The sequence below is a fragment of the Azospirillum endophyticum genome, from assembly GCF_016595245.1.
In the GTDB taxonomy this organism is placed as follows: Bacteria; Pseudomonadota; Alphaproteobacteria; order Azospirillales; family Azospirillaceae; genus Azospirillum; species Azospirillum endophyticum.
The window spans coordinates 1-26,965 of the sequence record NZ_JAENHM010000084.1 but is presented as its reverse complement, the minus strand read 5'-3'; the positions used below and the strand labels follow the sequence as shown (position 1 = coordinate 26,965).

The window sequence follows — 26,965 nt, the reverse complement described above, 5'->3', positions numbered from 1 at the left end:
CTGCCTCGGCGCCAGCCTCGTCGCGGCAAGGAGTGCCGAGTTCTCCGCCCGAACGCGAGGCGGCGGACCGTCCCAATCCGGATTGTTCGCCGTTCCCATTGACAGGCGCATCCTCGACACGTCATGTTATGATCGTACTTTGGATGCAATGTACGAAAGCCGTCGTGAACGGCGCCCATCCGAAGGCTTGGTTTGTTCGCTGCCGATGCCGCCTCCCCTTCCGGACGTGGCGGCGCGCCCGCCGCAACTCATGGGAAATCAATGCGCCCGCCCGAACCGCTCATCACCTGCATCGAAGACCTGCGCGTCCTCGCGCAGCGCCGGGTGCCGCGAATGTTCTACGACTATGTCGATTGCGGCTCCTGGACCGAAGGCACCTACCGGGCCAACTCGGCCGATCTCGCCGCCATCAGGTTCCGCCAGCGCATCGGCCTCAGCATCGCCGGCCGCTCCACCGCCACCAGCCTGCTGGGCGAGACGGTGACGATGCCGGTGGCGCTGGCGCCGACCGGCCTGACCGGCATGCAGCACGCCGACGGCGAGATCCTGGCGGCCCGGGCAGCCGAACGGTTCGGCGTTCCCTTCACCCTGTCGACCGTCAGCATCTGCTCGATCGAGGATGTCGCCGCCGCGACGCGCAAGCCCTTCTGGTTCCAGCTCTACGTGATGCGGGACCGCGATTTCGTCGCCCGGCTGATCGATCGCGCCAAGGCGGCCCGCTGCTCCGCGCTGGTGCTGACCCTCGACCTCCAGATCCAGGGGCAGCGCCACAAGGATCTGAAGAACGGCCTGTCGACGCCTCCCAAGCCGACGCTGCGCAACCTGATGAACCTGGCGACCAAGCCGCGCTGGTGCCTCGGCATGCTGAACACCCGGCGCCGCAGCTTCGGGAACATCGTCGGCCATGTCTCCGGCGTTTCCGACGTCGGTTCGCTCGCCGCCTGGGTCGGCCAGCAGTTCGACCAGACCCTGTCCTGGGAGGACGTCCGCTGGATCCGGAAGAAGTGGGACGGCAAGCTGATCGTGAAGGGCGTGCTGGACCCCGGCGACGCGGTGCTGGCCGTCGAGAACGGGGCGGATGCCATCGTCGTCTCCAACCATGGCGGGCGCCAGCTCGACGGCGCGCCGTCCAGCATCGCCATGCTGCCGTCCATCGCCGAGGCGGTCGGCCGGCGGACCGAGGTGCTGTTCGACAGCGGCATCCGCTCCGGCCAGGACATCCTGAAGGCGGTGGCGCTCGGCGCCGACGGCGTCATGGTCGGCCGCGCCTTCCTCTACGGGCTGGGCGCCCTGGGCGAGGCGGGCGTCACCCGCTGCCTGGAAATCCTGCACCGCGAACTCGACCTGACCATGGGGCTGTGCGGCGTCACCTCCATCGGCGCGGCCGACCGGACCATCCTGCTCGACGGCGGGCCGGCGGGCGGACGCGCCGACGGCCCATGGCCCGCCGCCCGCCCGGTTCCGCCGGCCCTCCGGCCGGAAACGGCCATCCCGGCGGCCTGACGCCGCCCCACCCTTTTCCTGCGACCCCGGACCGGCCGGACCCACGAAAGCCGGCATGACGAGAAAAGGACACGAGATGTTCGGCAAGTACAAGATGCACGAGAACAGCGGCGTCAACCCGCCCTACGCGCCGGCCTATCCGCTGGAATGGGAGTGCCCGCTGCGGACGGTCGAGGTGGTGACCCGGGTGGACCAGGCCAAGCTGGCCAAGCTGCTGTCGGACACGCCGTTCGAACTGGTGAACGATCGCGTCGCCTTCCGCTTCATGCTGTCGCCCGGCCACACCCTGGCGATCCACGCTGGCGAGATGTTCGACCTGATGGTCTCGGTGCCGGTCCGCTACGAGGGGCTGTTCACCCACACCCACATCTTCATGTACTGCTCCGACCCGATGGGCATCGCCGCCGGGCGCGAGGTCTTCGGCTACACCAAGAAGGACGCGACCTACCGCTTCGCCGAGACGGCGGACGGGGCGGTCGAGGGCTGGGTCAAGCGCCGCGGCACGCCGCTGGCGGAATTCAGCTTCACACCCGACCCGGAAGCGCCGCTGGTGCCCCTGGTCGAGGGCGCCGAGCAGCCGGCCGGCGAAATCCATGTCCGGCGGGTTCCCCATCCGGAGCGTCCGGAACCGGTCTACGCCGACATCGTCTATCGCCGGACTCCGCTGGCCTATTCGCCGCCGCGCCAGGGACGGGCGAGCATGACGCTGCATGCGTCGGAGTACGACCCGATCGCCGCCCTGGAACCGGAAATCCTCGGCGCGCATTTCATGGCCTCCGACGTCTATGGCGGCGGCTTCGCGGTCGAGGACCGGCGCCTGCTGAAGCGCCTCATCCCCTGAACCCATCACCAGAGACATTCAGAACGGGCGCGGCCATCGCGCCGGACCGCCGGGCCGATAGAAGCGGAGTGAACCCGCAGGGCCGCGTTCCCCAGACGATCGGGAGGAAAATCATGACGACATCGACCCGTCCGCTCCACCGCCGCGGCCTCATGGCTTCGGCCGCCGGCCTGCTCTGCCTGGCCGCCGTCGCGGCACCGGCCGCCACGGCACAAGCCCAGACGCAGGCCCAGACACCCCTGCGCATCGGCGTGCTGACCGACATGTCGAGCCTCTATGCCGACATCACCGGCAACGGCTCGGTCGTCGCGGCCCAGATGGCGGTGGAGGATTTCACCGCCGGCCGCAAGATGCGCCCCATCGAGGTGCTGAGCGCCGACCATCTCAACAAGGCCGACATCGCCGCCTCGCTCGCCCGCGAATGGATCGACACCAAGGGCGTCGACGTGATCGTCGACCTGCCGAACTCCGCGGTGGCGCTGGCGGTCAACAACATCGCCCGCGACAAGAACAAGGCGATGCTGGTCGCCGGCGCCTCCACCTCGGATCTCACCGGCAAGGCCTGCTCGCCCAACACCATCCAGTGGACCTACGACACCTATGCGCTGGCGGTCGGCACGACGCGGGCGGTGGTCGGCTCCGGCGACAAGACCTGGTTCGCCCTGACCGCCGACTACGCCTTCGGCCAGGCGATGGAAAACGACGTCCGCAACGTCCTGAAGGAGCTTGGCGGCACCATGGTGGGCAGCGTCCGCACGCCGCTCAACACCCAGGATTTCGCCTCCTTCCTGCTCCAGGCGCAGGCGTCGCCGGCCAAGGTGGTCAGCCTGATCAATGCCGGCGGCGACACCATCAACTCGATCAAGCAGGCGACCGAGTTCGGGCTCACCGAGTCCGGCAAGCGTCTGGTCGCCATGGTCCTGTACCTGCATGACGTCCATTCGCTCGGCCTGAAGATCGCGCAGGGTCTGCAATTCACCGCCGCCTTCTACTGGGACCTCAACGACCAGACCCGCCAGTGGAGCAAGCGCTTCGCCGAGCGCAACGGCGGCAAATACCCGAGCCAGCTCCAGGCCGGCGTCTATGCCGAAGTCCTGCATTATCTGAAGGCCGTCGAGGCCGCCGGCGGCCAATCCGCGGACGGCAAGGCCATCATCGCCAAGATGAAGGAGATCCCGACCGACGATCCGCTGTTCGGCAAGGGCAGCATCCGGGTCGACGGCCGCAAACTGCACGACATGTACCTGTTCGAGGTCAAGACGCCGGCCGAATCCAACTATCCCTGGGACTATTACAAGGTCAGGCAGGTCATCCCCTCGGATCAGGTATGGCGGCCGCTGAAGGACGGCGGATGCGCGCTGGTGGCGCAGTGACCGTCGCCCTGGTGACCGGCGGCGGCGGCGGCATCGGACGGGCGACGGCGACGGCGCTCGCCGCGGCCGGGGACGATGTCGCCATCCTCGACCTCGATGCCGGCCCCGGCCGCGAAACCGCGGAGCTGGTGGAGGCCGCCGGACGCCGGGCTCTGTTCCTGCGCACGGACGTTTCGGACGGCGCCCGGATGGCCTGGGCGGTCGACGAGGTGGAGCGGCGCCTGGGACCGATCACCGCCTTCGCCAACAATGCCGGGATCGAAGGCGTCGTCGCCCCCATCCACCTCTATCCCGACGAGATCTTCGACCGGCTCCTGCAGGTCAACGCCAAGGGCGTCTTCCTCGGCCTCAAGCATGTCCTCGCCCGCATGATCCCGCGCGGCGAGGGTGCGATCGTCAATACGGCATCCACGTCGGCAATCCGCGGACGCGCCGGGCTGGCGGGCTATGTCGCCACCAAGCACGCCGTGCTGGGCCTGACCCGGGTGGCGGCGCTCGACGTGGCGGGGACGGCGATCCGGGTCAACGCGGTCCTGCCGGGACCGATCGAGACGCGCATGATCCGGTCCCTGGACGAGCAGGCCGGCAGATCGGGCGGCATCCGGCGGGCGGGAGCGGCCGCCTACGGCAGCCCCGAGGACGTCGCCGGGATCATCCGCTTCCTGCTTTCGGATCAGGCGCGCCACGTCAACGGCGCCGCCTGGACGGTCGACGGCGGCTCCACGGTCGCCTGACCGGCCGCCGGCCTTCACATCAGCCATCACACAGGATCCATCCGATGAAATTGTGCCAGTATGGTGACGCGAACCGGGAGAAACCCGGCCTGATCGACGGCGAGGGACGGCTGCGCGACCTGTCCGGCCTCCGCGGCGCCTTCACGCCCGACGATTTGTCGCCGGAAGGCCTGTCCAGCCTGTCGGCGATCGATCCGCGGGACCTGCCCCTCGTCGGCGGGTCGCCCCGCCTCGGCGTGCCCTACCGCGGCATTTCCAAGGTCATCTGCATCGGCCTGAACTATTCGGACCATGCCGCGGAAACCGGCCTGCCCGTCCCGTCGGAACCGATCATCTTCCTGAAACCGACCTCGGCGATCTGCGGGCCGGACGACGACACCATCCAGCCGCCGCATTCGACCAAACTGGACTGGGAGGTCGAACTGGGCGTCGTCATCGGACGGACCGCCAGCCATGTCGGCGAAGCCGATGCGCTCGGCCATGTCGCCGGCTATTGCGTGGTGAACGACGTGTCGGAGCGCTCCTTCCAGATGCAGTCGTCGCAATGGGACAAGGGGAAGGGCTGCGACAGCTTCGCGCCGATCGGCCCCTGGCTCGTCACCGCCGACGAGGTTCCCGATCCGCAGAATCTGGACATGTGGCTGGACGTCAACGGCGAGCGCATGCAGACCGGCAATACCCGGACGATGATCTTCGGCGTGGCGGCCCTGATCTCCTATTGCAGCGCCTACATGACGCTGTTTCCGGGCGACGTCATCGCAACCGGCACGCCTCCGGGAGTCGGCATGGGCAAGACCCCGCACCCGGTCTGGCTGAAGACCGGCGACGTCGTCACCCTCGGCGTCCAGGGGCTGGGCCGGCAGCGGCAGACCGTGGTGCCGTGGCGGAGATAAGGGAAGGCGCCGGACCGTCCGGCGTCCTCACCCGCCGGCCGGCGAGAGATAGGCGGGGAACTGGAGCTGGGTCGTGCTCGCGATGATCTCGAAACGCCTCAGCCAACGGTCGTCCGCGACCTTCAGGTGATCGTGGAGGGCCTGGGCCGCGCCGTCGACGTCGTCGCGCAGGGCGCGGTCCAGGATCTGCCTATGCTCCTTCAGGGCGCCGTCGATCATCTCGACCGGCACGCCCAGGAAGGGATGGAAGAGATAGCGCGTCGGTCCGAACACCATGTGGGTCCGCTCCAATGCCCGCAGGATCTCCTTGTTCGGGCAGCAGGACAGGATGTCGACGTGCAGGTCGCGTTCGATCCGGTCGAAGGCCGCGCTGTCGGGCGTGGCGCAGTCCAGCGCCTGCACGACGCGGTCGCGGGCTTGGCGCAGCGCCGGCACCGGAAGCTGCGGCAGCGATTTCTGCAGGGCCTTCGGCTCCAGCAGGCGGCGCATCTCGTAGAGGTCGCGGATATGGTCCGGCGTGATGCGGCGCGACAGCCAATGGCCGGCATCGTCCTTCTCGATCAGGCCCATGCCATGCATGCGCGCCAGCAGGTCGCGGGTCACGGTGCGGCTGACGTCGAAATGCAGGGCCAGCTGCTTCTCGTTGATCCTCACCGCCCCGAACAGGATGCGGATGAAGAGTTCCTGCTCGACCTCCTTGTAGATGCGCTCCCACTGCGGTGTCGACTGAATCTTGACAGGTTCCAGGCTGGCGAGCGATCCGTCGGCGACGCCGGCCCCGCGTCCGGCGACCACATATCCCTTTCCGTCATGCTCTTCGACCAGAGCCTCCACGCACAGCGTCCGCAAGGCATGGCGGGCAGGCGAGCGGCTGATGCCGAAGGCTTTCGCCACCTGGGCTTCCTGCAGGCGCTCCCCCGGCCCGATCCGGCCGTCCTCGATCATCGCCTTCAGCAGACGATAGGCCCGCTCCTGCAAGGAAGCGGCCTTCTCCGCCTCATCGGAGCCGTCGCTTGGCAATCCCGCCACCTTCATCCTTCCACTCCCCCTGCTCTGGCAATCGTCGCGATCAATGGATTGGCGGGAATTTACGGAACAGGAATTCGCCCCCTCGCCGCTTTCCTTTTCTCGACCGCATCCGAAGATGGGAAGAGGCGCCGGCATATCCCCCTCGATCCTTGTGTTCCGGCTCTTCCGTTCCGGCAGGATGCCGGGCGATCCGCCTGTGGTTGCGCAGGATGCAAGAAGCACCCCCGACTCTATCCAATGCCTCCCCCACCGCCAAGACGGTTGGGCAACCGGCCCGTCGACCCGCGGTTCCAGAATGCATGGATGACATATGGATTGACCAACGTACAATGGATGCACTATACACATAACAGGGTCGTTCACGAGGCCGGAGCGCAGATCTCGCGTGGAAGCCTGAAGCGTTGGCACCCGGAAAAACCGAAAATGGGAGACTTCCGATGCACAAGAGGAAGAGCGGTCGCCCGCTCGTGCCCTGACATGCACAGCGGATATCACTCTCCGTTGGGCGACCAGCCTGATGCGGCATCCGCCCGCAAGGTGTCTTCCACCGACATCATCCTGGAAGCCCGTGGTCTGACGAAGGAGTTCAAGGGCTTCGTCGCGGTGAAGGAGGTGAACCTCCAGGTTCGCCGCGGCACCATCCACGCGCTGATCGGCCCGAACGGCGCCGGCAAGAGCACGGTGTTCAACCTGCTGACCAAGTTCCTGACGCCGACGCGCGGCCAGATCCTCTACAAGGGCCGCGACATCACCCGCACCAAGCCCGCCGACATCGCATGCAAGGGGCTGGTCCGCTCCTTCCAGATCTCCGCCGTCTTCCCGCATCTGAGCGTGCTGGAGAATGTCCGCGTCGCCCTGCAGCGGCCGCTCGGCACCAGCTTCCATTTCTGGAAGTCCGAATCGTCGCTCCACGACCTGCATCACCGGGCGCAGGAGCTGATCGAGGCGGTCAACCTCACCCCTTGGGCCAACCACACCGCCGCCGAACTGCCTTATGGCCGCAAGCGCGCGCTGGAGATCGCCACCACCCTGGCGCTCGACCCCGAGGTGATGCTGCTCGACGAGCCGCTGGCCGGCATGGGGCATGAGGACATCGAAGGCACCGCGGATCTCATCAAGCGCGTCGCCGCCGACCGCACCGTGCTGATGGTCGAGCACAATCTGTCGGTCGTCGCCCACCTGTCGGACACCATCACCGTTCTGCGCCGTGGCGAGATCCTGGCGGAAGGGCCCTATCAGGTCGTCTCGAAGAACCCGCAGGTGATGGAAGCATATATGGGCACGGGGGGGACCGGACATGCCTGACGGAATGCAGACAAAGACCGCCCGCACCGGAACGGCGATGCTGGAGATCGCCGACCTGCACGGCTTCTACGGCGAGAGCCATGTGCTGCACGGCGTCTCGTTGGAGGTGCGGCAGGGCGAGGTGGTGACGCTGCTGGGCCGCAACGGCGCCGGCAAGACCTCGACCATGCGCGCCATCATGGGGATCATGGGCAAGCGCACCGGCTCGATCCGCTTCCAGGGCACCGAACTGATCGGCATGGCGCAGCACCGGATCCCGCGGCTCGGCATCGGCTATGTGCCGGAGGAGCGCGGCATCTTCTCCTCGCTCAGCGTGGACGAGAACCTGACGCTGCCGCCGGTGGTCAAGGAGGGCGGGATGACGGTCCCGCAGATCCACGACCTGTTCCCCAACCTGAAGGGCCGCGGCAGCACGCAGGGCACGCGGCTGTCGGGCGGCGAGCAGCAGATGCTGGCGATCGCCCGCATCCTGCGCACCGGCGCCACCCTGATCCTGCTGGACGAGCCGACCGAGGGTCTGGCCCCGGTGATCATCGAGCAGATCGGCGTCGCGGTGCGGGCGCTCAAGGCCCGCGGCTTCACCATCGTGCTGGTCGAGCAGAACTTCCGCTTCGCCGCCACCATCGCCGACCGCCATTACGTGATGGAGGAGGGCCATGTGGTCGACATGATCCCCAACGACCAGCTCCACGCCAACATGGACAAGCTCCACACCTATCTCGGCGTGTAGAGCGGGAGAGCCATTCATGTTCCAACTCCTTGGCATTCCGCCGCAGGCCCTGTTCGGCCAGCTTCTGCTCGGCCTGATCAACGGCTCCTTCTATGCGCTGCTCAGCCTGGGACTGGCGGTGATCTTCGGCATGCTCAACGTCGTCAACATGGCGCATGGCGCCTTGTACATGGTCGGCGCCTTCGTGGCGTGGCTGCTGCTGACCTATCTCGGCGTCGGCTATTGGGGGGCGCTGGTGCTGGCGCCGCTGGCGGTCGGGGCGGTCGGGCTGGTGCTGGAGCGCACCATGCTGCGCCGGCTCTACAAGGTCGACCATCTCTACGGGCTGCTGCTGACCTTCGGGCTGGCGCTGATCTTCGAGGGCGCCTTCCGCCACCAGTACGGCGTGTCGGGCCAGCCCTATCCGATTCCCGACCTGCTGAAGGGCGGCACCAACCTCGGCTTCATGTATCTGCCGACCTACCGGGGCTGGGTGGTGGCGACCTCGCTGCTGGTGTGCTTCGGCACCTGGTTCGCCATCGAACGGACCAAGCTGGGGGCGTATCTGCGGGCGGCGACGGAGAACCCGACGCTGGTGCAGGCCTTCGGCATCAACGTGCCGGTGATGGTGTCGCTGACCTACGGCTTCGGCGTGGCGCTGGCCGGGCTGGCCGGCGTGCTGGCGGCACCGATCTACCAGGTGTCGCCGCTGATGGGGTCGAACCTGATCATCGTGGTGTTCGCGGTGGTGGTGATCGGCGGCATGGGCTCGATCCTCGGCGCCATCGTCACCGGGCTCGGACTGGGGCTGCTGGAGGGGCTGACCAAGGTCTTCTATCCGGAAGCCTCCAACATCGTGGTGTTCGTGATCATGGCCGTGGTGCTGATGGTGAAGCCGGCCGGCCTGTTCGGACGGGAGAGATAAGCCATGACCATGCAGACCCAGGCGTTGCGACGGACGGGAGTGGAGGCGGGATCGCGCCGGGCGTTGCTGATCGGCGGCGGCCTGCTGCTGGCCCTGGCGGCGCCCTTCCTGCTGTACCCGGTGTTCCTGATGAAGGTGCTGTGCTTCGCGCTGTTCGCCTGCGCCTTCAACCTGCTGATCGGCTTCGCCGGGCTGCTCAGCTTCGGCCATGCCGCCTTCTTCGGCGGAGCCGCCTACGTCACCGCGCATGTGGTGAAGGAATGGGGCTGGGCACCGGAGTTCGGGCTGCTTGCCGCCACCGTGGTCGCGGCCGGGCTGGGGTTGGTCTTCGGGCTGATCGCCATCCGCCGCCAGGGCATCTACTTCGCTATGATCACCTTGGCGCTGAGCCAGATGGTGTTCTTCCTGGCGCTGCAGCTGCCCTTCACCCATGGCGAGGACGGCATCCAGGGCGTGCCGCGCGGCACCCTGTTCGGGCTGTTCGACCTCGGCCAGCCGCTGACCATGTACTACACCGTGCTGGCGATCTTCGTCGCCGGCTTCGCCCTGATCTGGCGCACCGTCCACTCGCCCTTCGGTCAGGTGCTGAAGGCGATCCGCGAGAACGAGCCGCGTGCCGTCTCGCTCGGCTACCGCACCGACCGCTACAAGCTGGTCGCCTTCGTGCTGTCGGCCTCGCTGGCAGGGCTTGCCGGCGGCACCAAGGCGCTGGTGTTCCAGCTCGCCAGCCTGACCGACGTGACCTGGCAGATGTCGGGCGAGGTGGTGCTGATGACGCTGCTGGGCGGCATGGGCACGCTGTTCGGCCCGGTGGTGGGTGCCGGGCTGGTGGTGACGCTGGAAAGCTACCTCGCCTCCACCAGCCTGCCGGTGCCGGTGGTGATCGGCTGCATCTTCGTCGTCTGCGTCCTGGTCTTCCGCCGCGGCATCGTCGGGGAACTGCTCGCCCGCCTGCCCGGAAAGGGGAACCGCTGATATCTCGCCTCGACGGAAGACAGGGCGTCCCGACCATCGGGAGGCAAGCGGCCCACATTGGGACAGGGAGTATCCATGCCTGTTTCCCTGCCCCGTCCAGGGTCGAAATTGACAAACTTTGCCATATCCCCTATCTCCTGGATCCAATCACGGTCAGGAGCCTGCCATGGCGACGATGAATGTCAGTCTTCCGTCGGAGATGGTCGATTTCGTCGAACATGAAGTGGCGACGGGTGGCTACGCGTCGTCGAGCGAGGTGGTGCGCGAGGCATTGCGCCTTCTGCAGCGCGATCGTGCGCAAGAGCAGGAGAAGATGGCCATCCTGCGGCGCGAGGTCGCTGCCGGCTTGGCGGCGGCGGCGCAAGGCGATTTCTCCTCCCGGTCGGCTCTGGACATTGCCGAGCAGGTGGCTCGGGAATGAGCCATCTGCTGACCGGTCCGGCCGAGCGCGACATTCTTGAAATCCTGCGCACGACACGGACACGGTTCGGGACCGTCCAGCTGCGCATTTATGCGGCGCTGATCGACAAGGGGATTCTCATGGTCGCCCAGGATCCCGACCGCCCGGGGATGCTGCCGCGTCCGGAACTGGGACCCGACGTCCGCATGCTCCATCTGGAACTCGCGGCCGGACGGCGTGGCGCGGCCGCTCACTGCCTCTACTACACGACCGGCCGGTTGCCGGACGGAACGATCGGCACCATCATCCTGCGCGTACTCCATGAGGGAATGGAGCCGCGCCGCAAGGTGGGCCGATCCCTGACCGGTTTGGCGTCGTAACCAGCCTGGCCGAATGCCGGGCATGGGCGCGCCTTTTCGATGCCTGTGCTGTTCAAGCAGCGGATGCATCGGAGGTTCCCTTGTCCAGCAGGCCAAGCCCACTCACCACCCCCGACGGCCGCTACATCGTGGTGCGCGGCCGCCTGTGGCGTGCCGCCAACCCGGCCCTGTCCGATGAGGACCGTGCCGGTCTGGTCGCCGATCTGATGACGGCACGCCGGGCAGTGGCGGCCGCACGGCGCACCGCCGACCACGGTGCCGAAGCGGCGGCACATGCCGCCGTCGATCGGGCGAAACAGGCTCTCGGCGAGCGGGGGCCCGTCTGGTGGTCCGATGGCGCGCCGGACCTGAACCGGCACATGGTCCGGACGACCCCCTACGCGTCCTGGTTCCGCATGGTCGACGGCAGCGAAGACCGGTAATCCGCAAGTGGCGGCCCGAATTCCGGTCAGGACGCGGAGCCGGCCGGCTCCGTCAGGCGGCGCAACGCCTCCACCGCCGCTCCGGGCGTGGTGAGCACCGGAACGGACAGCAGCGGCTGGATCCTTGCCTGGGCCCGTGCCATCGAGAACTGGCCGAGAACGACGACGTCGCAGTCCTGCAACAGCCCGGCTGTCCGGGACACGCGCTCGTCGTGGCCGTCGCCGTCGCCGCCCTTGAGCGCGGCCATCGCGCCGTCGGCGATGGCGACGGTGACCTCGATCCGCCGGCCGGCGGCGGCGGCCATCGCCAGCAGCTCGGTGCGCAGCGATTCGGCGGAGGGGCCGAAGCTGACGACGATGCCGATCCGGCCGCCGATCGCCATGGCCGCCTCGAAGGCCGCCTCGTTCGGGCGGAACACCGGGATCGGCAGATGCGGCTTGACCGCGTCGATGGCCGGAGCGAAGGCGGAACAGGTGAACAGGATGCCTGCCGTCCGCGCGCCCGCCCCTGCCGTGTCGGCGGCATAATCGGCCAGCGTCCGGAAACGGTCCATCATCGCTTGGTCGAGCCGGCCCGCCTCGGCCAGATCGACGGCAAGCGAGGTGTCGAGAAGGTCGAAGATCCGCGCCGCCGGCCAATGTGCCTTGAAGGCGGCCCGCGCCGGACCGACCGATTCCTCCAGCGCATGGATCAAGGCGATGCGCGGCCCCTGTGCGGCCGCCGTCCTGGCGGCGGTCCTGTCGGCAATCCTGTCTGCGGTCATCGGCGCTCTCCCTCCCCGGTTTTTCCCTCTGCGGCTGTCCCCTCCCCGCCCTTCCGTCGGGCGGCCAGCGCCAGCATCAGCCCGCGGTCGCGCTCCGCCTCCAGCGTGGCGACGGAGCGGCCGGCGGCCTCCTGCGCGATGCCGTCGACCAGCAGCCGGCGGATTTCGGGCGTCAGGCTCGGGGTGCCGAGCGTCGCCCAACGCCGCTCCTGGCTCGGGCCGAGATGGTCGAGGTAATGGGCGATGCCGCCGGCGCCGCCGCCCAAGTGATAGGCCATGTGGGCGCCGATCACCGACCAGCGCAGGCCGGGACCATGCACCAGCGCCGCATCGACCTCGGCGACATCGGCGATGCCCTCCGCCACGATGTTCACCGCCTCGCGCCACAGGGCGGAGGCCAAGCGGTTGGCGATGTGGCCGACCGCGTCCTTCTTCAGCGCCACCGTCACCCGGCCGAGGCCGCGGTAGAATGCCTCCGCCCGGCCCAGCGTTCCGGCGTCGGGGGTGAACAGTTCGACCAGCGGCATCAGATGCGGCGGGTTGAAGGGGTGGGCGGTGACGAAGCGGTCGCGCCGCGCCACGCCTGCCGCCAGATCGCTCCAGGTCAGCGAGGAGGTGCTGCTGGCGATCACCGCGTCCGGCGGCGCCGCCGCCTCCACCGCGGCATAGAGGCCGTGCTTGACCGCGGTGTTTTCCGGCGCGTTCTCCTGGATCCACCCGGCGCCCCCGACCGCGGCGGCGACCGACGGCGCGACGGACAGGCGGCCGGGTTGGGCGGCCATGGTCCCGAGCGCCCGCAACTGCCCGAGCAGCGGTTCCACGCGCTCCGGCAGGGCCGCCAGCACGCCGCCGTCGGGATCCCAGGCGACCACGTCCAGCCCATGGGCCAGGAACAGGGCCGACCAGCTCTCGCCGATCAGCCCGCAACCGAGCACCGCGACGGACATCGTCGACTGTGGAGGCGACTGCATTTGGGTATTTCCTGGGCTGTGTGGCCGGATCGGCTGGCCGGCGCATTCTTGACCGAGGCGACCACGGAAGACAACAGCGCGGCCGAGGCGCGAATAACGGCGATCCAAACGACGGCGATCCGAACGACGGCGACCGGCGGCATCCTGGTGCCCAGCCCCGGCGCATATGCACAAAACTTGGCCCAATGCGGTCGAAAATTGGGCAGTTTTATCGAGCCTCGCGGTCTCCGGATGCGCAAGTTCCGTGGAATGCGCGCTCCTGCCGGTTGGCACGCGGCTTGCGAAGCTTCAGGCGCAAAGCCGCTAGGGTTCCGGCCGGTCCGCACTGTGAGGCGGTCCGGCGGCTGGTCCGAGAGCGGCGACCTGTCCGGTGAACAGCGGACGGGCACACGGCGGGACAAAAGCCCGGGAGGTTCCGAACACGGAGGCGTGCAGCCCCGGTGGGACTTCCCCCCTACGCCTGCACTCCTCCCTTCACGATGCTCCGGCCGGGACGACCCGGCCCGTGGTCCTGACGGGGCCTCGCCCGGAGCCTTCGCCGGGACGGCCCGGCACGGGATGGAGGCAAGTCCGTGGACAGCCAAGACGTTCTCTATGAAGACGAGATCCCCGGCGGCAAGCATTGGTCCTTCACAATCCGGCGCGGCACGGTCCTGCGCCTGATCGACCGCGAAGGCGGCGCCAATGTCGGCATGCTGTTCTACAACCCGCAGAACCCGTTGGAGCGCTACAACGCCCCCGACACCCTGAAGTGCCAGCATACCTTCAAGCTGACCGCCGGCCACTGCCTCTATTCCGACATGGGGCGCATCTTCTGCTCCGTCGTCGAGGACACCGCCGGCTGGCACGACACGGTGTGCGGCAACTCCACAAAGGCGCTGGTGGCCGAGCGCTGGGGCCACAAGGATTATCAGGCACACCGCAACGACTGGACGCTGAACGGCCATGACAGCTTCCTGGTGGAAGCCGCCAAATACGGCCTCGGCCGCCGCGATCTCGCCGCCAACGTCAACTGGTTCAGCACGGTGCGCACCGAGGAGGACGGCACGCTGGTCTTCGACCCGTCCGCCGCCAAGGCCAGCGCCCATGTCGACCTGCGCTTCGAGATGGACACGCTGGTGCTGCTGCACACCTGCCCGCACCCGCTGAACCCGGCCGCCGAATATCCGCGCAAGCCCATCCTCTACCAGTTCCGCAAGGCCGAGCCGGTCGCCGAGGACGATGCCTGCAAGACCGCACGGCCGGAGAACGGACGCGGCTTCGCCAACACCCACCTCTATCACCTGTGCGGCTGAGGGACTGAAAAATGACCAAAGCCAGCATGACGAAAGAAAGCATCCTCGACGCGCAGACCGCCGCCTATCGCAAGACGGTTCCGGCCGGCGATTACTGGATGGAGGTGGTCCGCAAGGGCCAGATTTTCCGCATCGTCGATCTGGAGGGCAACCAGGCCGCCGACACCCTGTTCTACAGCGCCGCCGACCCGGCCGAACGCTACAGCGCCGTCGACACCATCCGCGAACAGCGCAACGTCTATCTTTCGGTCGGCACCAAGCTGATCTCCACCCAGGGCAACTCGATGCTGGAGATCGTCGCCGACACCGTCGGCCGGCACGACACGCTGGGCGGCGCCTGCGCCACCGAAAGCAACACCGTGCGCTATGCGCTGGAGAAGAAGTGCATGCACGCCTGCCGCGACAGCTGGATGCTGGCGGTGGCGGAGAACGAGCGCTTCGGCCTGACCAAGCGTGACATCACCCACAACATCAACTTCTTCATGAACGTGCCGGTCACCCCCGACGGCGGCCTGACCTTCGCCGACGGCGTCAGCGGCCCCGGCAAATATGTGGAGATGCGGGCGGAGATGGACGTGATCGTCCTGATCTCCAACTGCCCGCAGCTCAACAACCCCTGCAACGACTACAACCCGACACCCATCGAGGTGCTGGTTTGGGATCGGGCGTGAGGGGACCGCACATGTTCAGCAAAATCCTGATCGCCAACCGCGGCGAGATCGCCTGCCGCGTCATCCGCACGCTCGACCGTATGGGCATCGCCTCGGTCGCCGTGCATTCCGAAGCCGACGCCCAGTCCCTGCATGTGGCGCTGGCGGGGGAGGCCGTCTGCATCGGCCCCGCCGCCGTGGCCGACAGCTACCTGAACGCCGAACGCATCCTGGCGGCGGCGAAGCAGACCGGCGCCCAGGCGATCCATCCCGGCTATGGCTTCCTGTCGGAGAATCCCGGCTTCGCCGAGGCCTGCGCGGCAGCCGACATCGTCTTCATCGGCCCGACGCCGGAGCAGATGCGCGCCTTCGGCCTGAAGCACAGCGCCCGCGCACTGGCGGAGCGCAGCGGCGTGCCGCTCTCCCCCGGCAGCGGCCTGCTGACCGACGCCGCCCATGCCAAGGCGGAAGCCGGACGCATCGGCTATCCGGTGATGATAAAGAGCACGGCCGGCGGCGGCGGCATCGGCATGCAGCTTTGCCGCGACCCCGACACCCTGGAGCCGATGTTCGAGGCGGTCAGCCGGCTGTCGCGCAACAATTTCAAGGACGGCGGCGTCTTCCTGGAGAAGTTCATCGAGCGCGCCCGCCACATCGAGGTGCAGATCTTCGGCGACGGCCGCGGCACCGTGGTGGCGCTGGGCGAGCGCGACTGTTCCGCCCAGCGGCGCAACCAGAAGGTCATCGAGGAGACGCCGGCCCCCGGCCTCCCCGACGAGTTGCGCCGCCGGCTGTTCGACGCGGCGGAGCGGCTGGGCCGCGCCGTGACCTACCAATCCGCCGGCACGGTCGAGTTCGTCTATGACGACGACGCCGGCGAGGCCTATTTCCTGGAGGTCAACACCCGCCTTCAGGTCGAGCATGGCGTGACCGAGGAGGTCACCGGCATCGACCTCGTCGAATGGATGATCCGGCAGGCGGCCGGCGAGGCTCTGCCGCTGGAATCGTACAGAAACAAGGCACAAGGCGCCGCGATCCAGGTGCGCGTCTATGCCGAGGATCCCGGCCGCAACTTCCGCCCCTGCTCCGGCCTGCTGACCGAGGCGGTTTTCCCGGCGGACGCCCGCGTCGAGACCTGGGTGGAACAGGGCAGCGAGGTGACGCCCTTCTACGATCCGCTGATCGCCAAGATCATCGTGCGCGGCGACGACCGCGCCGACGCCCTGTCGAAGCTGCGCGACGCGCTGGCCCGCTGCCGCCTGTCGGGGATCGAGACCAACCTCGCCTATCTGCGCCAGATCGCAGCCGATCCGGTCTTCGCGGCCGGCGGCATCAACACCCGCTATCTGGAAACCGTCGCCTATGCGGCGCGCACGCTGGAGGTCGTCACCCCCGGCACGCTGACCACCGTGCAGGACCATCCCGGCCGCGTCGGCTATTGGGAGGTCGGCGTGCCGCCGTCCGGCCCGATGGACCCGCTGGCCTTCCGGCTCGGCAACCGCACGCTCGGCAACCCCGACGGGGCGGCGGGGCTGGAGATCACCGTGTCCGGCCCGACGCTGCGCTTCAATGCCGAAGCGGTCGTCTGCCTGACCGGCGCGGCGATGCCGGCCGACCTCGACGGCGCGCCGGTGCCCTTCTGGCAGCCGGTCAGCGTGCCGGCCGGCGCCACCTTGCGCATCGGCACGGTCAGCGGCGCCGGCTGCCGCGCCTATCTGCTGCTGCAGGGCGGGCTGGACGTGCCGGACTATCTCGGCAGCAAGTCCACCTTCACGCTCGGCAAGTTCGGCGGGCATGGTGGGCGGGCACTGCTGCCGGGCGACATCCTGCATCTCGGCGCCGCGCCGGCCGGGGCGGCGGGCGCGATCCTCGCGGAGGAGCGGCCCGCTTACGGCCGTACCTGGGAGATCGGCGTCCTCTATGGCCCGCACGGCGCGCCGGACTTCTTCACCGACGCGGACATCGCCGCCTTCTTCGCCGCCGACTGGGAGGTGCATTACAACTCCAGCCGCACCGGCGTCCGCCTGATCGGCCCGAAACCCACCTGGGCGCGCAAGGACGGCGGCGAGGCGGGGCTGCATCCCTCCAACATCCACGACAACGCCTATGCCATCGGCGCCATCGACTTCACCGGCGACATGCCGGTGATCCTCGGGCCGGATGGTCCCAGCCTGGGCGGCTTCGTCTGCCCGGCGACCATCGTCCATGCCGAACTGTGGAAGATCGGCCAGCTGCGGCCGGGCGACAAGGTTCGCTTCACGCGGCTGACGGCGGAGGAAGCGGCGAAGTTGGAGGAGGCAATCTCTCCCTCTCCCCCCCGGGGAGAGGGTCGGAGTGAGGGGGACGCGCTGCATGAATCCGCTCAGCGTGCAGCAGCCTCCCATACTCGCCAATCCTCGCCCCGCGACCCCCTCACCCTAACCCTCTCCCCGGGGGGGAGAGGGGATCATGTCGGGGTGGAGAGCGCCGCCGACTCCCCCATCCTCCACCACATCCCCGCGACCGCCAGCCGTCCGGCCGTCGTCTACCGCCGGGCCGGCGACAAGTATCTGCTGGTCGAGTACGGCCCGCTGGTGCTGGATCTCGACCTGCGCTTCCGCGTCCACGCGCTCCAGACCTGGCTGCGGGCGCAGGCGCTGCCGGGAATCCTCGACCTGACCCCCGGCATCCGCTCGCTCCAGATCCATTACGACAGCCGCCGGCTTCCGCAGGGCGCGCTGCTCGACCGGCTGACCGGCGCCGAGAACGAACTCGCCGCCATCGACGATCTGGCGGTGCCGACGCGCATCATCCACCTGCCGCTGTCCTGGGACGACGAGGCGACCCGCCTCGCGATCGCCAAATACATGCAGTCGGTGCGCGCCGACGCCCCCTGGTGCCCGAGCAACATCGAGTTCATCCGCCGCATCAACGGGCTGGACGACGTCGAGGCGGTGAAGCGCATCGTCTTCGACGCCAGCTATCTCGTCCTCGGGCTAGGGGACGTCTATCTTGGCGCGCCGGTGGCGACGCCGGTCGATCCGCGCCACCGTCTCGTCACCACCAAATACAACCCGGCCCGCACCTGGACGCCGGAAAACGCGGTGGGCATCGGCGGCGCCTACATGTGCGTCTACGGCATGGAGGGGCCGGGCGGCTACCAGTTCGTCGGCCGCACCTGCCAGATGTGGAACACCCACCGGACGACCGACGCCTTCGAGCCGGGCAAGCCATGGCTGCTGCGCCACTTCGACCAGATCCGCTTCCATCCGGTCAGCCATGACGAGCTGATGGCCTTCCGCGCCGACTTCCCGCTCGGCCGGGCCAGCCTGCGCATCGAGGAGGAAAGCTTCCGCCTCGCCGACTACCGCCGTTTCCTGGCGGAGAACCGCGACGGCATCGCCGCCTTCAAGACCCGCCAGCAGACGGCGTTCGAGGAGGAGCGGGCGCGCTGGGAGGCGTCGGGCCAGATCGGCTACGCGGCGGAGCTGCCGGACGCCGCCAGCCCGGAGGCCGAGGCCGGCCTGCCGCCGGGCGGCGAGGCGGTGCCGAGCCCGGTGCCCGGCAGCGTCTGGAAGATCGCCGCCGAACCGGGCAGCAGCGTCAAGGCGGGCGACCCGCTGCTGATCGTGGAATCGATGAAGATGGAAATCGCCGTCGCCGCGCCGATGGCCGGCACGGTCGCCGAGATCCGCTGCGCCGAAGGGCAGGCGGTGACGTTGGGCCAGACCCTGGCCGTCCTGCTGCCCGAAGCTGCGTGAGGAAGACCCCGTGATCATGATCAACCTGGAAATCGCGGCGCTGTCCGCCGCCTATGCCGACGGCAGCCTGACGCCCGAGGCGATGCTGGACGAGGTCTATGCCCGCATCGCCGCGCGCGGCGAACGCCCGGTCTGGATCCACCTGCTGCAACGGGCCGACGCCGGCCGGCAGCTGGAGGCCGCCAGCGCCCGCAAGGCGGCGGGGGCGGCGCTGCCGCTGTTCGGCATCCCCTTCGCGGTCAAGGACAACATCGACGTCGCCGGCCTGCCGACCACCGCCGGCTGCCCCGACTTCGCCTTCGTGGCCGACCGCTCCGCCACCGTCGTGCAACGGCTGGTCGAAGCAGGCGCCATCCTGATCGGCAAGACCAACCTCGACCAGTTCGCCACCGGTCTGGTCGGCACCCGCTCCCCCTACGGCGCCTGTTCGTCGGTGTTCGACGAGCGGTACGTCTCGGGCGGGTCCAGCGCCGGGTCCGGAGTCGCCGTCGGGGCGGGGCTGGTCAGCTTCGCGCTCGGCACCGACACGGCGGGATCGGGACGGGTGCCGGCCGCCTTCAACAACATCGTCGGGCTGAAGCCGACCAAGGGGCTGGTCAGCACCTCGGGCGTGCTGCCGGCCTGCCGCACCCAGGACGTGGTGTCGATCTTCGCCGGCACGGCGGGCGACGCGCTGGCGGTGCTGCGGGTGGCGGGGACCTATGACGAGACCGACCCCTATTCCCGCAAGGGCTCGCCCACCGCGGCGCAGCCGGCGGCGTGGCCGCTGGGCTTCCGCTTCGGCGTGCCGGCGGACGGGCTGGAGTTCTTCGGCGACGAGGCGGCGGCTTCCCTGTTCCAGTCGGCCGTCGACCGGCTGACGGCGCTGGGCGGTACGGCGGTGGAGGTCGATTTCGCCCCCTTCCGCGACGCCGCCCAGCTGCTCTATTCCGGCCCCTGGGTGGCAGAGCGGCTGGCCGCCATCCGCGACTTCGCCGAAACCAGGCCCGACTCCATCCATCCCGTGGTGCGCGGCATCGTGCTGGGGGCCGCGAAGATCGGCGCGGCGGACGCCTTCGCCGGCTTCTACAAACTGGCCGAGCTGACCCGCCGGGCGGAGGCCGAATGGGCGAAGATGGACGCCCTGCTGCTGCCCACCACCGGCACGACCTACACCATCGAGGACCTGCTGGCCGACCCGGTGCGCCTGAACAGCAACCTCGGGCTCTACACCAATTTCGTCAACCTGATGGATTTGTCGGCCATCGCCGTGCCGGCCGGCTTCCGCGGAAGCGGCCCGAAACAGGGGCTGCCCTTCGGCGTCACGCTGATCGGCCGCGCCTTCGCCGACGGGGCGCTGGCGACGCTGGCCGACCGCTTTCACCGCGCCCAGGCGCTGCCCATCGGCGCCACCGGCCAGCTGCCGGAAGGCCCGGCGCTGGAGGTGGACGCGCCGGCTCCCGGCACGGTCCGCCTCGCCGTCGTCGGCGCCCATCTGACCGGCCAGCCGCTCAACCACCAGCTGACCGCCCGGCAGGCCCGTCTGGTCCGCAGGACGCGCACGGCGCCGGGCTACCGCCTCTATGCGCTGGCCGGCACCAGCCCGGCCAAGCCGGGGCTGGTGCGCGACCCCGACGGGGCCGGCGGCATCGAGCTGGAGCTGTGGGAGCTGACCGAGGCCGCCTTCGGCAGCTTCGTCGCCGAGGTGCCGCCGCCGATGGCGATCGGCACGGTGACGCTGGAGGACGGCGGGACCGTGAAGAGCTTCCTGTGCGAACCCATCGCGCTGACGGGCGCGGAGGACATCACCGGCTTCGGCGGCTGGCGCCGCTGGCTTGCGCGCTGACGAAACACGGCAGACGACACTCAACGGGAAGGAAAATTTGATGATGCGGACCTTGCTCAAGCGCGTCGTGTTCGGCGTGGCCCTCGCTGCCACGGTGGCGGCCGTCCAGTCGCCGGCCGTGGCGGCGGAGAAGAAGAATTTCCGCGTGGCGTGGTCGATCTACGCCGGCTGGATGCCGTGGGGCTACGCCGCCGACAGCGGCATCATGAAGAAATGGGCCGACAAATACGGCATCAAGGTCGAGATCGTGCAGGTCAACGACTATGTCGAATCGATCAACCAGTACACTGCCGGCGCCTTCGACGGCTGCGTCATGACCAACATGGACGCGCTGACCATCCCGGCGGCGGGCGGCGTCGACAGCACGGCGGTGATCACCGGCGACTATTCCAACGGCAATGACGGCGTGGTGCTGAAGACGGGCAAGACCCTGAAGGACATCAAGGGCCGGAAGGTCAATCTGGTCGAACTGTCGGTGTCGCATTACCTGCTGGCCCGCGGCCTGGATTCGGTGGGCTTGCGCGAAAAGGACGTGACGGTGGTCAACACCGCCGACGCCGACATCGTGTCGGCCTTCACCTCCTCGCCCGACGTCACCGCCACCGTCACCTGGAACCCGCAGCTCAGCGAGGTCGTCAAGACCCAGGGCGCCACCCTGGTGTTCGACAGCTCCAAGGTGCCGGGCGAGATCATGGACCTGATGGTGGTCAACTCCGCCACGATGAAGGACAACCCGGCCTTCGCCAAGGCACTGGTCGGCGCCTGGTACGAGATCATGGGGCTGATGACCAAGCCCGACACGGCGGAAGGCAAGGCGGCGCTGGAGGCGATGGCCAAGGCGTCCGGCACCGATCTGGCCGGCTACAAGCAGCAGCTGACCACGACGAAGATGTTCTACACGCCCACCGACGCGGTGGGCTTCGCCACCGGGTCCGATCTGGTCAAGACCATGGATCTGGTGCGGACCTTCTCCTTCGACCACGGGCTGCTGGGCGAGGGTGCGCGCAGCCGCGACGCGGTCGGCATCGCCTTCCCCGGCGGCACGATCCTCGGCGACGCCAAGAACGTGAAGCTGCGCTTCGACGCCGCGGTGATGAAGCAAGCCGCCGACGGGACGCTCTGACCGATGCGCCGGATCATCAACCGGCGGCCGGGACGCGGGGGCATCGTCTTCTGGGGTGCCCTCCCCTTCCTGGGTGCGGCGGCGCTCTATGCCGTCGCCTCCGCCCTGCGGCTGGCCGAGAACCCGAACGACAAGCTGCTGCCGCCGCTGTCGGCGATGGTCGCGACGGTCGCGCGGCTCGCCTTCACGCCCGACGCCCGCACCGGCGATTACCTGATGTGGGCGGACACGGTGGCGAGCCTCCACCGGCTGGGCCTTGGCCTCGGGGTGGCGACGGCGGCGGCGTTGGTGATCGGCATCGCGATGGGGCTGATCCCCTATGTGCGGGCGGGGCTGTCGCCCTTCGTCGCCATCCTGTCGATGGTGCCGCCGATGGCGGTGCTGCCGGTGCTGTTCATCGTCTTCGGCCTGGACGAGCTGTCCAAGGTGGTGCTGATCGTGGTGGGCGTGACGCCCTTCCTGATCCGCGACCTCGCCATGCGCACGGGCGAGCTGCCGGCCGAGCAGATCGTCAAGGCGCAGACGCTGGGCGGCAGCACCTGGCAGATCGTGCTGCGGGTGGTGCTGCCGCAGATGCTGCCGCGGCTGGTCGACGCGGTCCGCCTGTCGCTCGGCCCGGCCTGGCTGTTCCTGATCTCGGCGGAGGCCATCGCCGCGACCGAGGGGCTGGGTTACCGCATCTTCCTGGTCCGGCGCTATCTGGCGATGGACGTCATCCTGCCCTATGTCGCTTGGATCACCGTGTTGGCCTTCGTGTCGGACTATCTGCTGCGCCTGTTCAACGCCCGCTGTTTTCCCTGGCTGAAGGCCGGAAAGGGGTCCGCATGAGCCATGTGTCCGTCCACGGCCTGTGGAAGGAATATCCGGGTCAGGTGGTGCTGGAACGCGTCGACCTGGACATCCCGTCGGGCGAGTTCTGCGCCCTGGTCGGCCCGTCGGGCTGCGGCAAGACGACCTTCCTGCGCATGCTGCTGGGCCAGGAGCGGCCGACCCGCGGCGGCATCCTCCTCGACGGCCGACCGCTGGTGGCCGAACCCGGCCCGGATCGCGGCGTGGTGTTCCAGCGCTATTCGGTCTTTCCCCACCTGACGGTGCTGGAGAACGTCATCCTTGGCCGCGAGTTCGCCGGTTCGCGCTTCCTCGGCCGTCTGTTCGGCGCCCGCCGCCGCGCCGCCGAGGAGGAGGCGAAGGGGATCCTGGCGGCGGTCGGGCTCGGCGACCATCTGCGCAAATATCCGGCCGAGCTGTCCGGCGGCATGCAACAACGCCTCGCCATCGCCCAGGCCCTGATCCTGAAGCCGAAGATCCTGCTGCTGGACGAACCCTTCGGCGCGCTCGACGCCGGAACCAAGGCACAGATGTACGAGCTTCTGCTCCGCTTGTGGTCGGAGCGCAAGATGACGGTCTTCATGGTCACCCACGACCTGAAAGAGGGCTTCACCCTGGCCACCCGCGTCCTCGCCTTCGACAAGGTGCGGGTCGATCCGACCGATCCCGGCGCCTACGGCGCACGGATCACCTACGACCTGCTGCTGACCGGGAAGACCGCGGTCCGGGAGAGGCTGGCCGCCACGGCCGGATCGTCACGGGAAACGGAGAACCGCCTTGAAACGCCTGTTGCGACCCATTGAAATGACCGGGCCGGACGTTCTGGCCTGGACCGGGGCGGCTCTGCACGCCCTGCTGCGGACCCGCGCGACCGCCGCGCACCCCTGGCTCTTCGCCGCTCCCGACCCCACGCGGCGCCCGTCGGCGATGCCGGCGACCGACGGGTGCGACGGATCGGCCGCGCCGTCAGGCCGGACGCCGCCATGACTGCCCGAAATACGCGGTCCGCTCATTTTCCAGGGCGGTCGCGTTGCTCCTGATCTTGAACAGGTCCTTGCGGGCGACAAGGCCCAGCAGGCGGCGGTCGGCCGGGTCGACGATCGGCACGCGGCTGACGTCATGCTCGATCATCAGATCGACCAGGCGCCCGAGCACGATGTCGGGAGGCGCCACGACCACCGACCGGTCGGAAACCGCATCGTAGAGCGTCAGTCCGGCGTGATCGTCCGAGCCGCTCCAGCGCAGGACATCGGTGCGCCCGACCATGCCGATCACCCGGCGGTCCCGGTCGACCAGCGGGTATGATTTATGGCGGTGTCCGGCCGCCCTGAAAAAGGCGATGGCCTCGTCGACCGTCATCGTCCCCGGCATCGTGTCGACCGCCGTCACCATGACGTCCGAGGCTCGCAGAAGCTCGAAGGGGTCGGTGCTGTATTCCCGTGTGAGGTGATGGCCTCGGCGCGCGATCTTCTCGGTCAGGATCGAGCGCTTCAGCAGCAGGACGGTGACCGCATAGGAGGCAGCGGTCGCGGCGAGCAGCGGCAGCAGGACATCGACGTTGCCGGTGAGCTCGACGGCGAAGACGATCCCGGTGAGCGGCGACCGCATCGTCCCGCCCATCATCGCCGCCATTCCGAGCAGGGCCCACAATGACGGCTCCCCCGGCAGCCCAAGCCCGAGCAGCCAGCCCGAGGCTCCGCCCAGGATCAGCAGCGGCGCCAGCACGCCGCCGGACGTCCCGGACCCCAGCGCCACGACCCAGATGATCAGCTTGACGACCAGAACGCCCAGGACCTCGCGGGCGCCGGTGCCGGGCGCCAGGAGGTCGCGGATCACGTCGTAGCCGACGCCCATCGCCCTCGGCTCGACAAGGCCGCCCAGCCCGACCGCGATCCCGCCGATCGCCGGCCACCACATCCAGTGGATGGGCAGCCGCTGGAACAGGTCCTCGACCTTGTAGAGCATGACCGTCATCAATCCGGATTGCAGGCCGGCGACGATGCCGAGGCCGATGCAGGCGAACAGGCCCCACCAGGGAAGGGCGACCGGATCGGCGAAGGGAAACAGCGGGCCGGCGCCGAACAGCAGCGGGCGCCAAGCGGCCGAGATCAGGCAGGCGGCGACCACGGGCAGAAAGCTGCGGGGTTTCCACTCGAACAGCAGGAGCTCGACCGCCAGCAGAAGGGCGGCGACGGGGGTGCCGAAGATCGCGGTCATGCCGGCGGCGGCCCCGGCCACCAGCAGCGTCTTGCGTTCGGCGGCGCTCAAATGGAAGCACTGGGCGAAGAGGGAGCCGATCGCGCCCCCGGTCATGATGATCGGACCTTCGGCACCGAACGGACCGCCCGTTCCGATCGACAGCGCCGACGACAGCGGCTTCAGGACAGCCACCTTGGGCTGCAGGCGGCTTCCGCCGATCAGGATCGCCTCGATCGCCTCGGGAATGCCGTGGCCCCTGATCTTCTCGCTGCCGAAGCGGGCCATCAGCCCGATCGCCAGCCCGCCCAGCGCGGGGGCGGCGACCATCCAAAGCGAAGGCTGCAGCCCGGCCAGCGAGGCGTCGGCCGTGCTGAAGCGCCCGAACCAGACGACATTGGTGACCAGGGTGATCAGCCTGATCAAGGCCCAGGCCGCGCCGGCGCCCGCGCTGCCGACGCATAAGGCCATGGCAATCAGGATCAGGACCCGGCGATCGGTGGTGAAGTCGGCCAACCCCTTGGACGGCGCCGAACGGTCTTGGACTGCGGGAAACGGGAGCATGCGGATAGCCGGAAAATTGGGGAAATGCGCAGGACCGGGGGACGGGCGGCGGTGCCGGTCCCCGAGCCGCGCCTTGCATTTATATCGTGATCCGATATATTTCAACACGAAACAACGGTTGGACCGAGATGATCGACGATGGGAGCATGGCCGCGAATTCGCCGGCCGGGAGCAGGTCGGAGCAGGCGGTAGGCGCGATCAGGCAGAGCGATTACCGGGCCCTGGCCGAGTTTCGCCACACGCTCCGCCGCTTTCTCGCCTTCAGCGAAGCCGCCGCCCGGGATGGCGGCCTCACGCCGCAGCAGCATCAGGCCATCCTGGCGATCAAAGGGCATGGCGACGGGGGGATGAGCATCGGCGATCTGGCCGACAAGCTTCTCGTTCGCCACCACAGCGCCGGCGAACTGGTCGACCGCCTGGTGAAGGCGGAGCTGGTCACTCGCCTCGAAAGCGCCGACGACCGCCGCCGCGTGGTCCTCGTCCTGACGCCGCAGGCGGAGGCCGTCCTGGAAGCGCTGTCGGCGGCCCATCTGGAAGAGCTGAGAAAAACGAAGCCCTTGCTGCTGCAACTGCTCCACTCCCTGCCCTAAGCAAAGCTGTGAAGGCTGGCGAACGGAATCGACGCGCATCGCCCCCGGGGCGGTGCCGGTCAAGGCGCTGGCCGCGTTGCCGGTGGCCGAGGAGGTGCTGTCGGTGCCGGTCGCGAATCGCCCGAACTGGACGCTGCCGCGCCTAGCCCGGGAGATCGAGGCGCGCACTGGGCAGCGCATCTCGTGCTCCCGCCTGTCGGTGGTGCTGCGCAAAAAGGGGCTTTCCGCTGGCGCCGGCCGCGCCACACGCTGAAAGGGCGGTAGGATCCAGACGCCGTGGAGCGCGGCGGTGTGCGACGCAAGCTGTTGAAAGCGCAGGCGGAAGCCGGCGACATCGTGCTGCTGTTCGGCGACGAGTCGGAAGCGCTGACGCATCCCTATCTGGCGCACGCCTGCGCCAAGAAAGGCGCCGATCTGCGCATCCCGGCACCCGGCCAAGCCGCCAAGGTGGCCCTGCTCGGCGTCCTCGACTGGGGCCGTCGCGACCTCATTGTCCACACCAGCCGGACCAAGCGCAGCACGGATTTCGCCGCGCTTCTGGAAATCCTTGACCAGCGCTACGGGCCAAAGCCGGGCCGCGATCCGGAGCGGCCGGTGGTGCTGATCCTGGACAATGGTCCCATACACACGAGCAAGGCGACCCGAGCCGCGCTCGCCACCCGCGCGCACTGGCTGAACATCGAGTGGCTGCCGAAATACGCTCCCGAACTCAACGACATCGAGGAGGTCTGGCGGGATCTGAAACGACATCACTTGGCCCATCAAACCTTCACTGGTGCCGCTCATCTCGATCAGACCATCCACAACGCCGTACTCAAGCTCAACGACGAACGAAGCCGACATCCGTTGGGCAACCCACGAATCTCTGCTTAGAGGCTGTTAGGGACTCGGGGTAGCCGCACGCGGTGTGGTTGCCCAGATATTGGAGAT

The 26,965-nt window shown here is 68.6% G+C and carries 27 protein-coding genes and 1 riboswitch; of the genes, 23 read left to right on the top strand and 4 right to left on the bottom strand.

The annotated features are described in order from the left end of the window. Nucleotides 1-261 precede the first annotated feature (261 nt). From JHL17_RS32895 to JHL17_RS32875, 5 genes are all read left to right on the top strand, one after another. Nucleotides 262-1,503 carry an alpha-hydroxy acid oxidase gene (locus JHL17_RS32895; protein WP_200198870.1) on the top strand — a complete coding sequence of 414 codons (1,242 nt, stop codon included), beginning with the start codon at nt 262-264 and terminating at the stop codon, nt 1,501-1,503. 55 nt (nt 1,504-1,558) lie between these two features. Next, nucleotides 1,559-2,344: an acetoacetate decarboxylase family protein gene (locus JHL17_RS32890; protein WP_200198869.1), complete on the top strand. Its 786-nt coding sequence runs from the start codon at nt 1,559-1,561 to the stop codon at nt 2,342-2,344. Nucleotides 2,345-2,457: 113 nt separating this feature from the next. After that, nucleotides 2,458-3,717: an ABC transporter substrate-binding protein gene (locus JHL17_RS32885; RefSeq protein WP_200198868.1), complete on the top strand. Its 1,260-nt coding sequence runs from the start codon at nt 2,458-2,460 to the stop codon at nt 3,715-3,717. Then, on the top strand, nt 3,696-4,451 hold the full coding sequence (locus JHL17_RS32880) for an SDR family NAD(P)-dependent oxidoreductase (protein WP_200198867.1): 756 nt from the start codon (nt 3,696-3,698) through the stop codon (nt 4,449-4,451). Before JHL17_RS32885 ends, JHL17_RS32880 begins: the two co-directional genes overlap by 22 nt. A 44-nt stretch (nt 4,452-4,495) precedes the next feature. Further along, complete coding sequence (locus JHL17_RS32875) at nt 4,496-5,344, top strand: fumarylacetoacetate hydrolase family protein (protein ID WP_200198866.1); 849 nt, start codon at nt 4,496-4,498, stop codon at nt 5,342-5,344. Nucleotides 5,345-5,371: 27 nt separating this feature from the next. On the opposite strand, the gene JHL17_RS32870 is transcribed toward JHL17_RS32875, so the two are convergent. Further along, entirely contained in the window at nt 5,372-6,379 is a 1,008-nt protein-coding gene (locus JHL17_RS32870) for a GntR family transcriptional regulator (RefSeq protein WP_200198865.1), read from the bottom strand. Nucleotides 6,380-6,874: 495 nt separating this feature from the next. Between JHL17_RS32870 and JHL17_RS32865 the strand changes: the two genes are divergently transcribed. The 7 genes from JHL17_RS32865 to JHL17_RS32835 all read left to right on the top strand — a co-directional run bounded on the left by JHL17_RS32865 (nt 6,875) and on the right by JHL17_RS32835 (nt 11,489). Next, the gene (locus JHL17_RS32865) at nt 6,875-7,678 is read left to right on the top strand and encodes an ABC transporter ATP-binding protein (protein ID WP_211113664.1); all 804 of its coding nucleotides are present in this window, start codon (nt 6,875-6,877) and stop codon (nt 7,676-7,678) included. Next, nucleotides 7,671-8,408: an ABC transporter ATP-binding protein gene (locus JHL17_RS32860; protein WP_200198864.1), complete on the top strand. Its 738-nt coding sequence runs from the start codon at nt 7,671-7,673 to the stop codon at nt 8,406-8,408. The genes JHL17_RS32865 and JHL17_RS32860 overlap by 8 nt, the downstream gene beginning before the upstream one ends. Before the next feature lie 16 nt (nt 8,409-8,424). Next, entirely contained in the window at nt 8,425-9,312 is an 888-nt protein-coding gene (locus JHL17_RS32855; RefSeq protein ID WP_200198863.1) for a branched-chain amino acid ABC transporter permease, read from the top strand. Between the two features lie 9 nt (nt 9,313-9,321). After that, nucleotides 9,322-10,287, top strand: coding sequence for a branched-chain amino acid ABC transporter permease (locus JHL17_RS32850; protein ID WP_425599673.1), 966 nt, complete (start codon nt 9,322-9,324; stop codon nt 10,285-10,287). A gap of 166 nt (nt 10,288-10,453) precedes the next feature. Next, nucleotides 10,454-10,708 (top strand): type II toxin-antitoxin system ParD family antitoxin, encoded by a 255-nt coding sequence (locus JHL17_RS32845; protein ID WP_200198861.1) that lies wholly within the window; start codon nt 10,454-10,456, stop codon nt 10,706-10,708. Next, complete coding sequence (locus JHL17_RS32840) at nt 10,705-11,067, top strand: type II toxin-antitoxin system RelE/ParE family toxin (RefSeq protein WP_200198860.1); 363 nt, start codon at nt 10,705-10,707, stop codon at nt 11,065-11,067. Before JHL17_RS32845 ends, JHL17_RS32840 begins: the two co-directional genes overlap by 4 nt. Nucleotides 11,068-11,147: 80 nt before the next feature. Next, the gene (locus tag JHL17_RS32835; protein ID WP_200198859.1) at nt 11,148-11,489 is read left to right on the top strand and encodes a hypothetical protein; all 342 of its coding nucleotides are present in this window, start codon (nt 11,148-11,150) and stop codon (nt 11,487-11,489) included. A 26-nt stretch (nt 11,490-11,515) separates the two neighbouring features. Here JHL17_RS32835 and JHL17_RS32830 read toward each other — a convergent pair whose 3' ends face one another. Further along, nucleotides 11,516-12,253: an aspartate/glutamate racemase family protein gene (locus JHL17_RS32830; protein ID WP_200198858.1), complete on the bottom strand. Its 738-nt coding sequence runs from the start codon at nt 12,251-12,253 to the stop codon at nt 11,516-11,518. Further along, nucleotides 12,250-13,224, bottom strand: a complete 975-nt coding sequence (locus tag JHL17_RS32825) for a 3-hydroxyacyl-CoA dehydrogenase NAD-binding domain-containing protein (protein WP_247893988.1) — start codon at nt 13,222-13,224, stop codon at nt 12,250-12,252. Before JHL17_RS32825 ends, JHL17_RS32830 begins: the two co-directional genes overlap by 4 nt. A 292-nt stretch (nt 13,225-13,516) precedes the next feature. Beyond that, nucleotides 13,517-13,638, top strand: a riboswitch (guanidine-I (ykkC/yxkD leader). 158 nt (nt 13,639-13,796) lie between these two features. Between JHL17_RS32825 and JHL17_RS32820 the strand changes: the two genes are divergently transcribed. Genes JHL17_RS32820 through JHL17_RS32785 form a run of 8 tightly spaced genes read left to right on the top strand, consistent with a single transcriptional unit; the run spans nt 13,797 to nt 23,672 of the window. Further along, nucleotides 13,797-14,519 carry an urea amidolyase associated protein UAAP1 gene (locus tag JHL17_RS32820; protein WP_200198857.1) on the top strand — a complete coding sequence of 241 codons (723 nt, stop codon included), beginning with the start codon at nt 13,797-13,799 and terminating at the stop codon, nt 14,517-14,519. Nucleotides 14,520-14,530: 11 nt separating this feature from the next. Next, a complete protein-coding gene (locus tag JHL17_RS32815; RefSeq protein ID WP_247893987.1) occupies nt 14,531-15,190 on the top strand; it encodes an urea amidolyase associated protein UAAP2 in 660 nt (219 codons plus the stop codon). 11 nt (nt 15,191-15,201) lie between these two features. After that, nucleotides 15,202-18,909 (top strand): urea carboxylase, encoded by a 3,708-nt coding sequence (gene uca / locus JHL17_RS32810; RefSeq protein WP_200198856.1) that lies wholly within the window; start codon nt 15,202-15,204, stop codon nt 18,907-18,909. A gap of 16 nt (nt 18,910-18,925) precedes the next feature. Then, nucleotides 18,926-20,734, top strand: coding sequence for an allophanate hydrolase (gene atzF / locus JHL17_RS32805; RefSeq protein ID WP_200199003.1), 1,809 nt, complete (start codon nt 18,926-18,928; stop codon nt 20,732-20,734). 40 nt (nt 20,735-20,774) lie between these two features. Next, nucleotides 20,775-21,857, top strand: coding sequence for a putative urea ABC transporter substrate-binding protein (locus JHL17_RS32800; protein WP_247893986.1), 1,083 nt, complete (start codon nt 20,775-20,777; stop codon nt 21,855-21,857). A gap of 3 nt (nt 21,858-21,860) precedes the next feature. Continuing rightward, nucleotides 21,861-22,685 (top strand): ABC transporter permease, encoded by an 825-nt coding sequence (locus JHL17_RS32795; protein WP_200198855.1) that lies wholly within the window; start codon nt 21,861-21,863, stop codon nt 22,683-22,685. After that, on the top strand, nt 22,682-23,488 hold the full coding sequence (locus tag JHL17_RS32790) for an ATP-binding cassette domain-containing protein (protein WP_200198854.1): 807 nt from the start codon (nt 22,682-22,684) through the stop codon (nt 23,486-23,488). The genes JHL17_RS32795 and JHL17_RS32790 overlap by 4 nt, the downstream gene beginning before the upstream one ends. A 1-nt stretch (nt 23,489) precedes the next feature. Next, nucleotides 23,490-23,672 carry a hypothetical protein gene (locus tag JHL17_RS32785; RefSeq protein ID WP_200198853.1) on the top strand — a complete coding sequence of 61 codons (183 nt, stop codon included), beginning with the start codon at nt 23,490-23,492 and terminating at the stop codon, nt 23,670-23,672. Here JHL17_RS32785 and JHL17_RS32780 read toward each other — a convergent pair. Continuing rightward, a complete protein-coding gene (locus JHL17_RS32780) occupies nt 23,652-25,445 on the bottom strand; it encodes a chloride channel protein (protein ID WP_200198852.1) in 1,794 nt (597 codons plus the stop codon). The two genes, JHL17_RS32785 and JHL17_RS32780, sit on opposite strands and share 21 nt — an antisense overlap. Nucleotides 25,446-25,573: 128 nt before the next feature. Between JHL17_RS32780 and JHL17_RS32775 the strand changes: the two genes are divergently transcribed. From JHL17_RS32775 to JHL17_RS32765, 3 genes are read left to right on the top strand one after another with little or no spacing between them, the layout of a single operon-like run. Continuing rightward, a complete protein-coding gene (locus tag JHL17_RS32775; RefSeq protein WP_247893985.1) occupies nt 25,574-26,035 on the top strand; it encodes a MarR family winged helix-turn-helix transcriptional regulator in 462 nt (153 codons plus the stop codon). Nucleotides 26,036-26,087: 52 nt separating this feature from the next. Then, a complete protein-coding gene (locus JHL17_RS32770) occupies nt 26,088-26,288 on the top strand; it encodes a hypothetical protein (RefSeq protein WP_200198851.1) in 201 nt (66 codons plus the stop codon). Between the two features lie 38 nt (nt 26,289-26,326). Beyond that, nucleotides 26,327-26,908: an IS630 family transposase gene (locus JHL17_RS32765; RefSeq protein ID WP_200198850.1), complete on the top strand. Its 582-nt coding sequence runs from the start codon at nt 26,327-26,329 to the stop codon at nt 26,906-26,908. Nucleotides 26,909-26,965 lie beyond the last annotated feature (57 nt).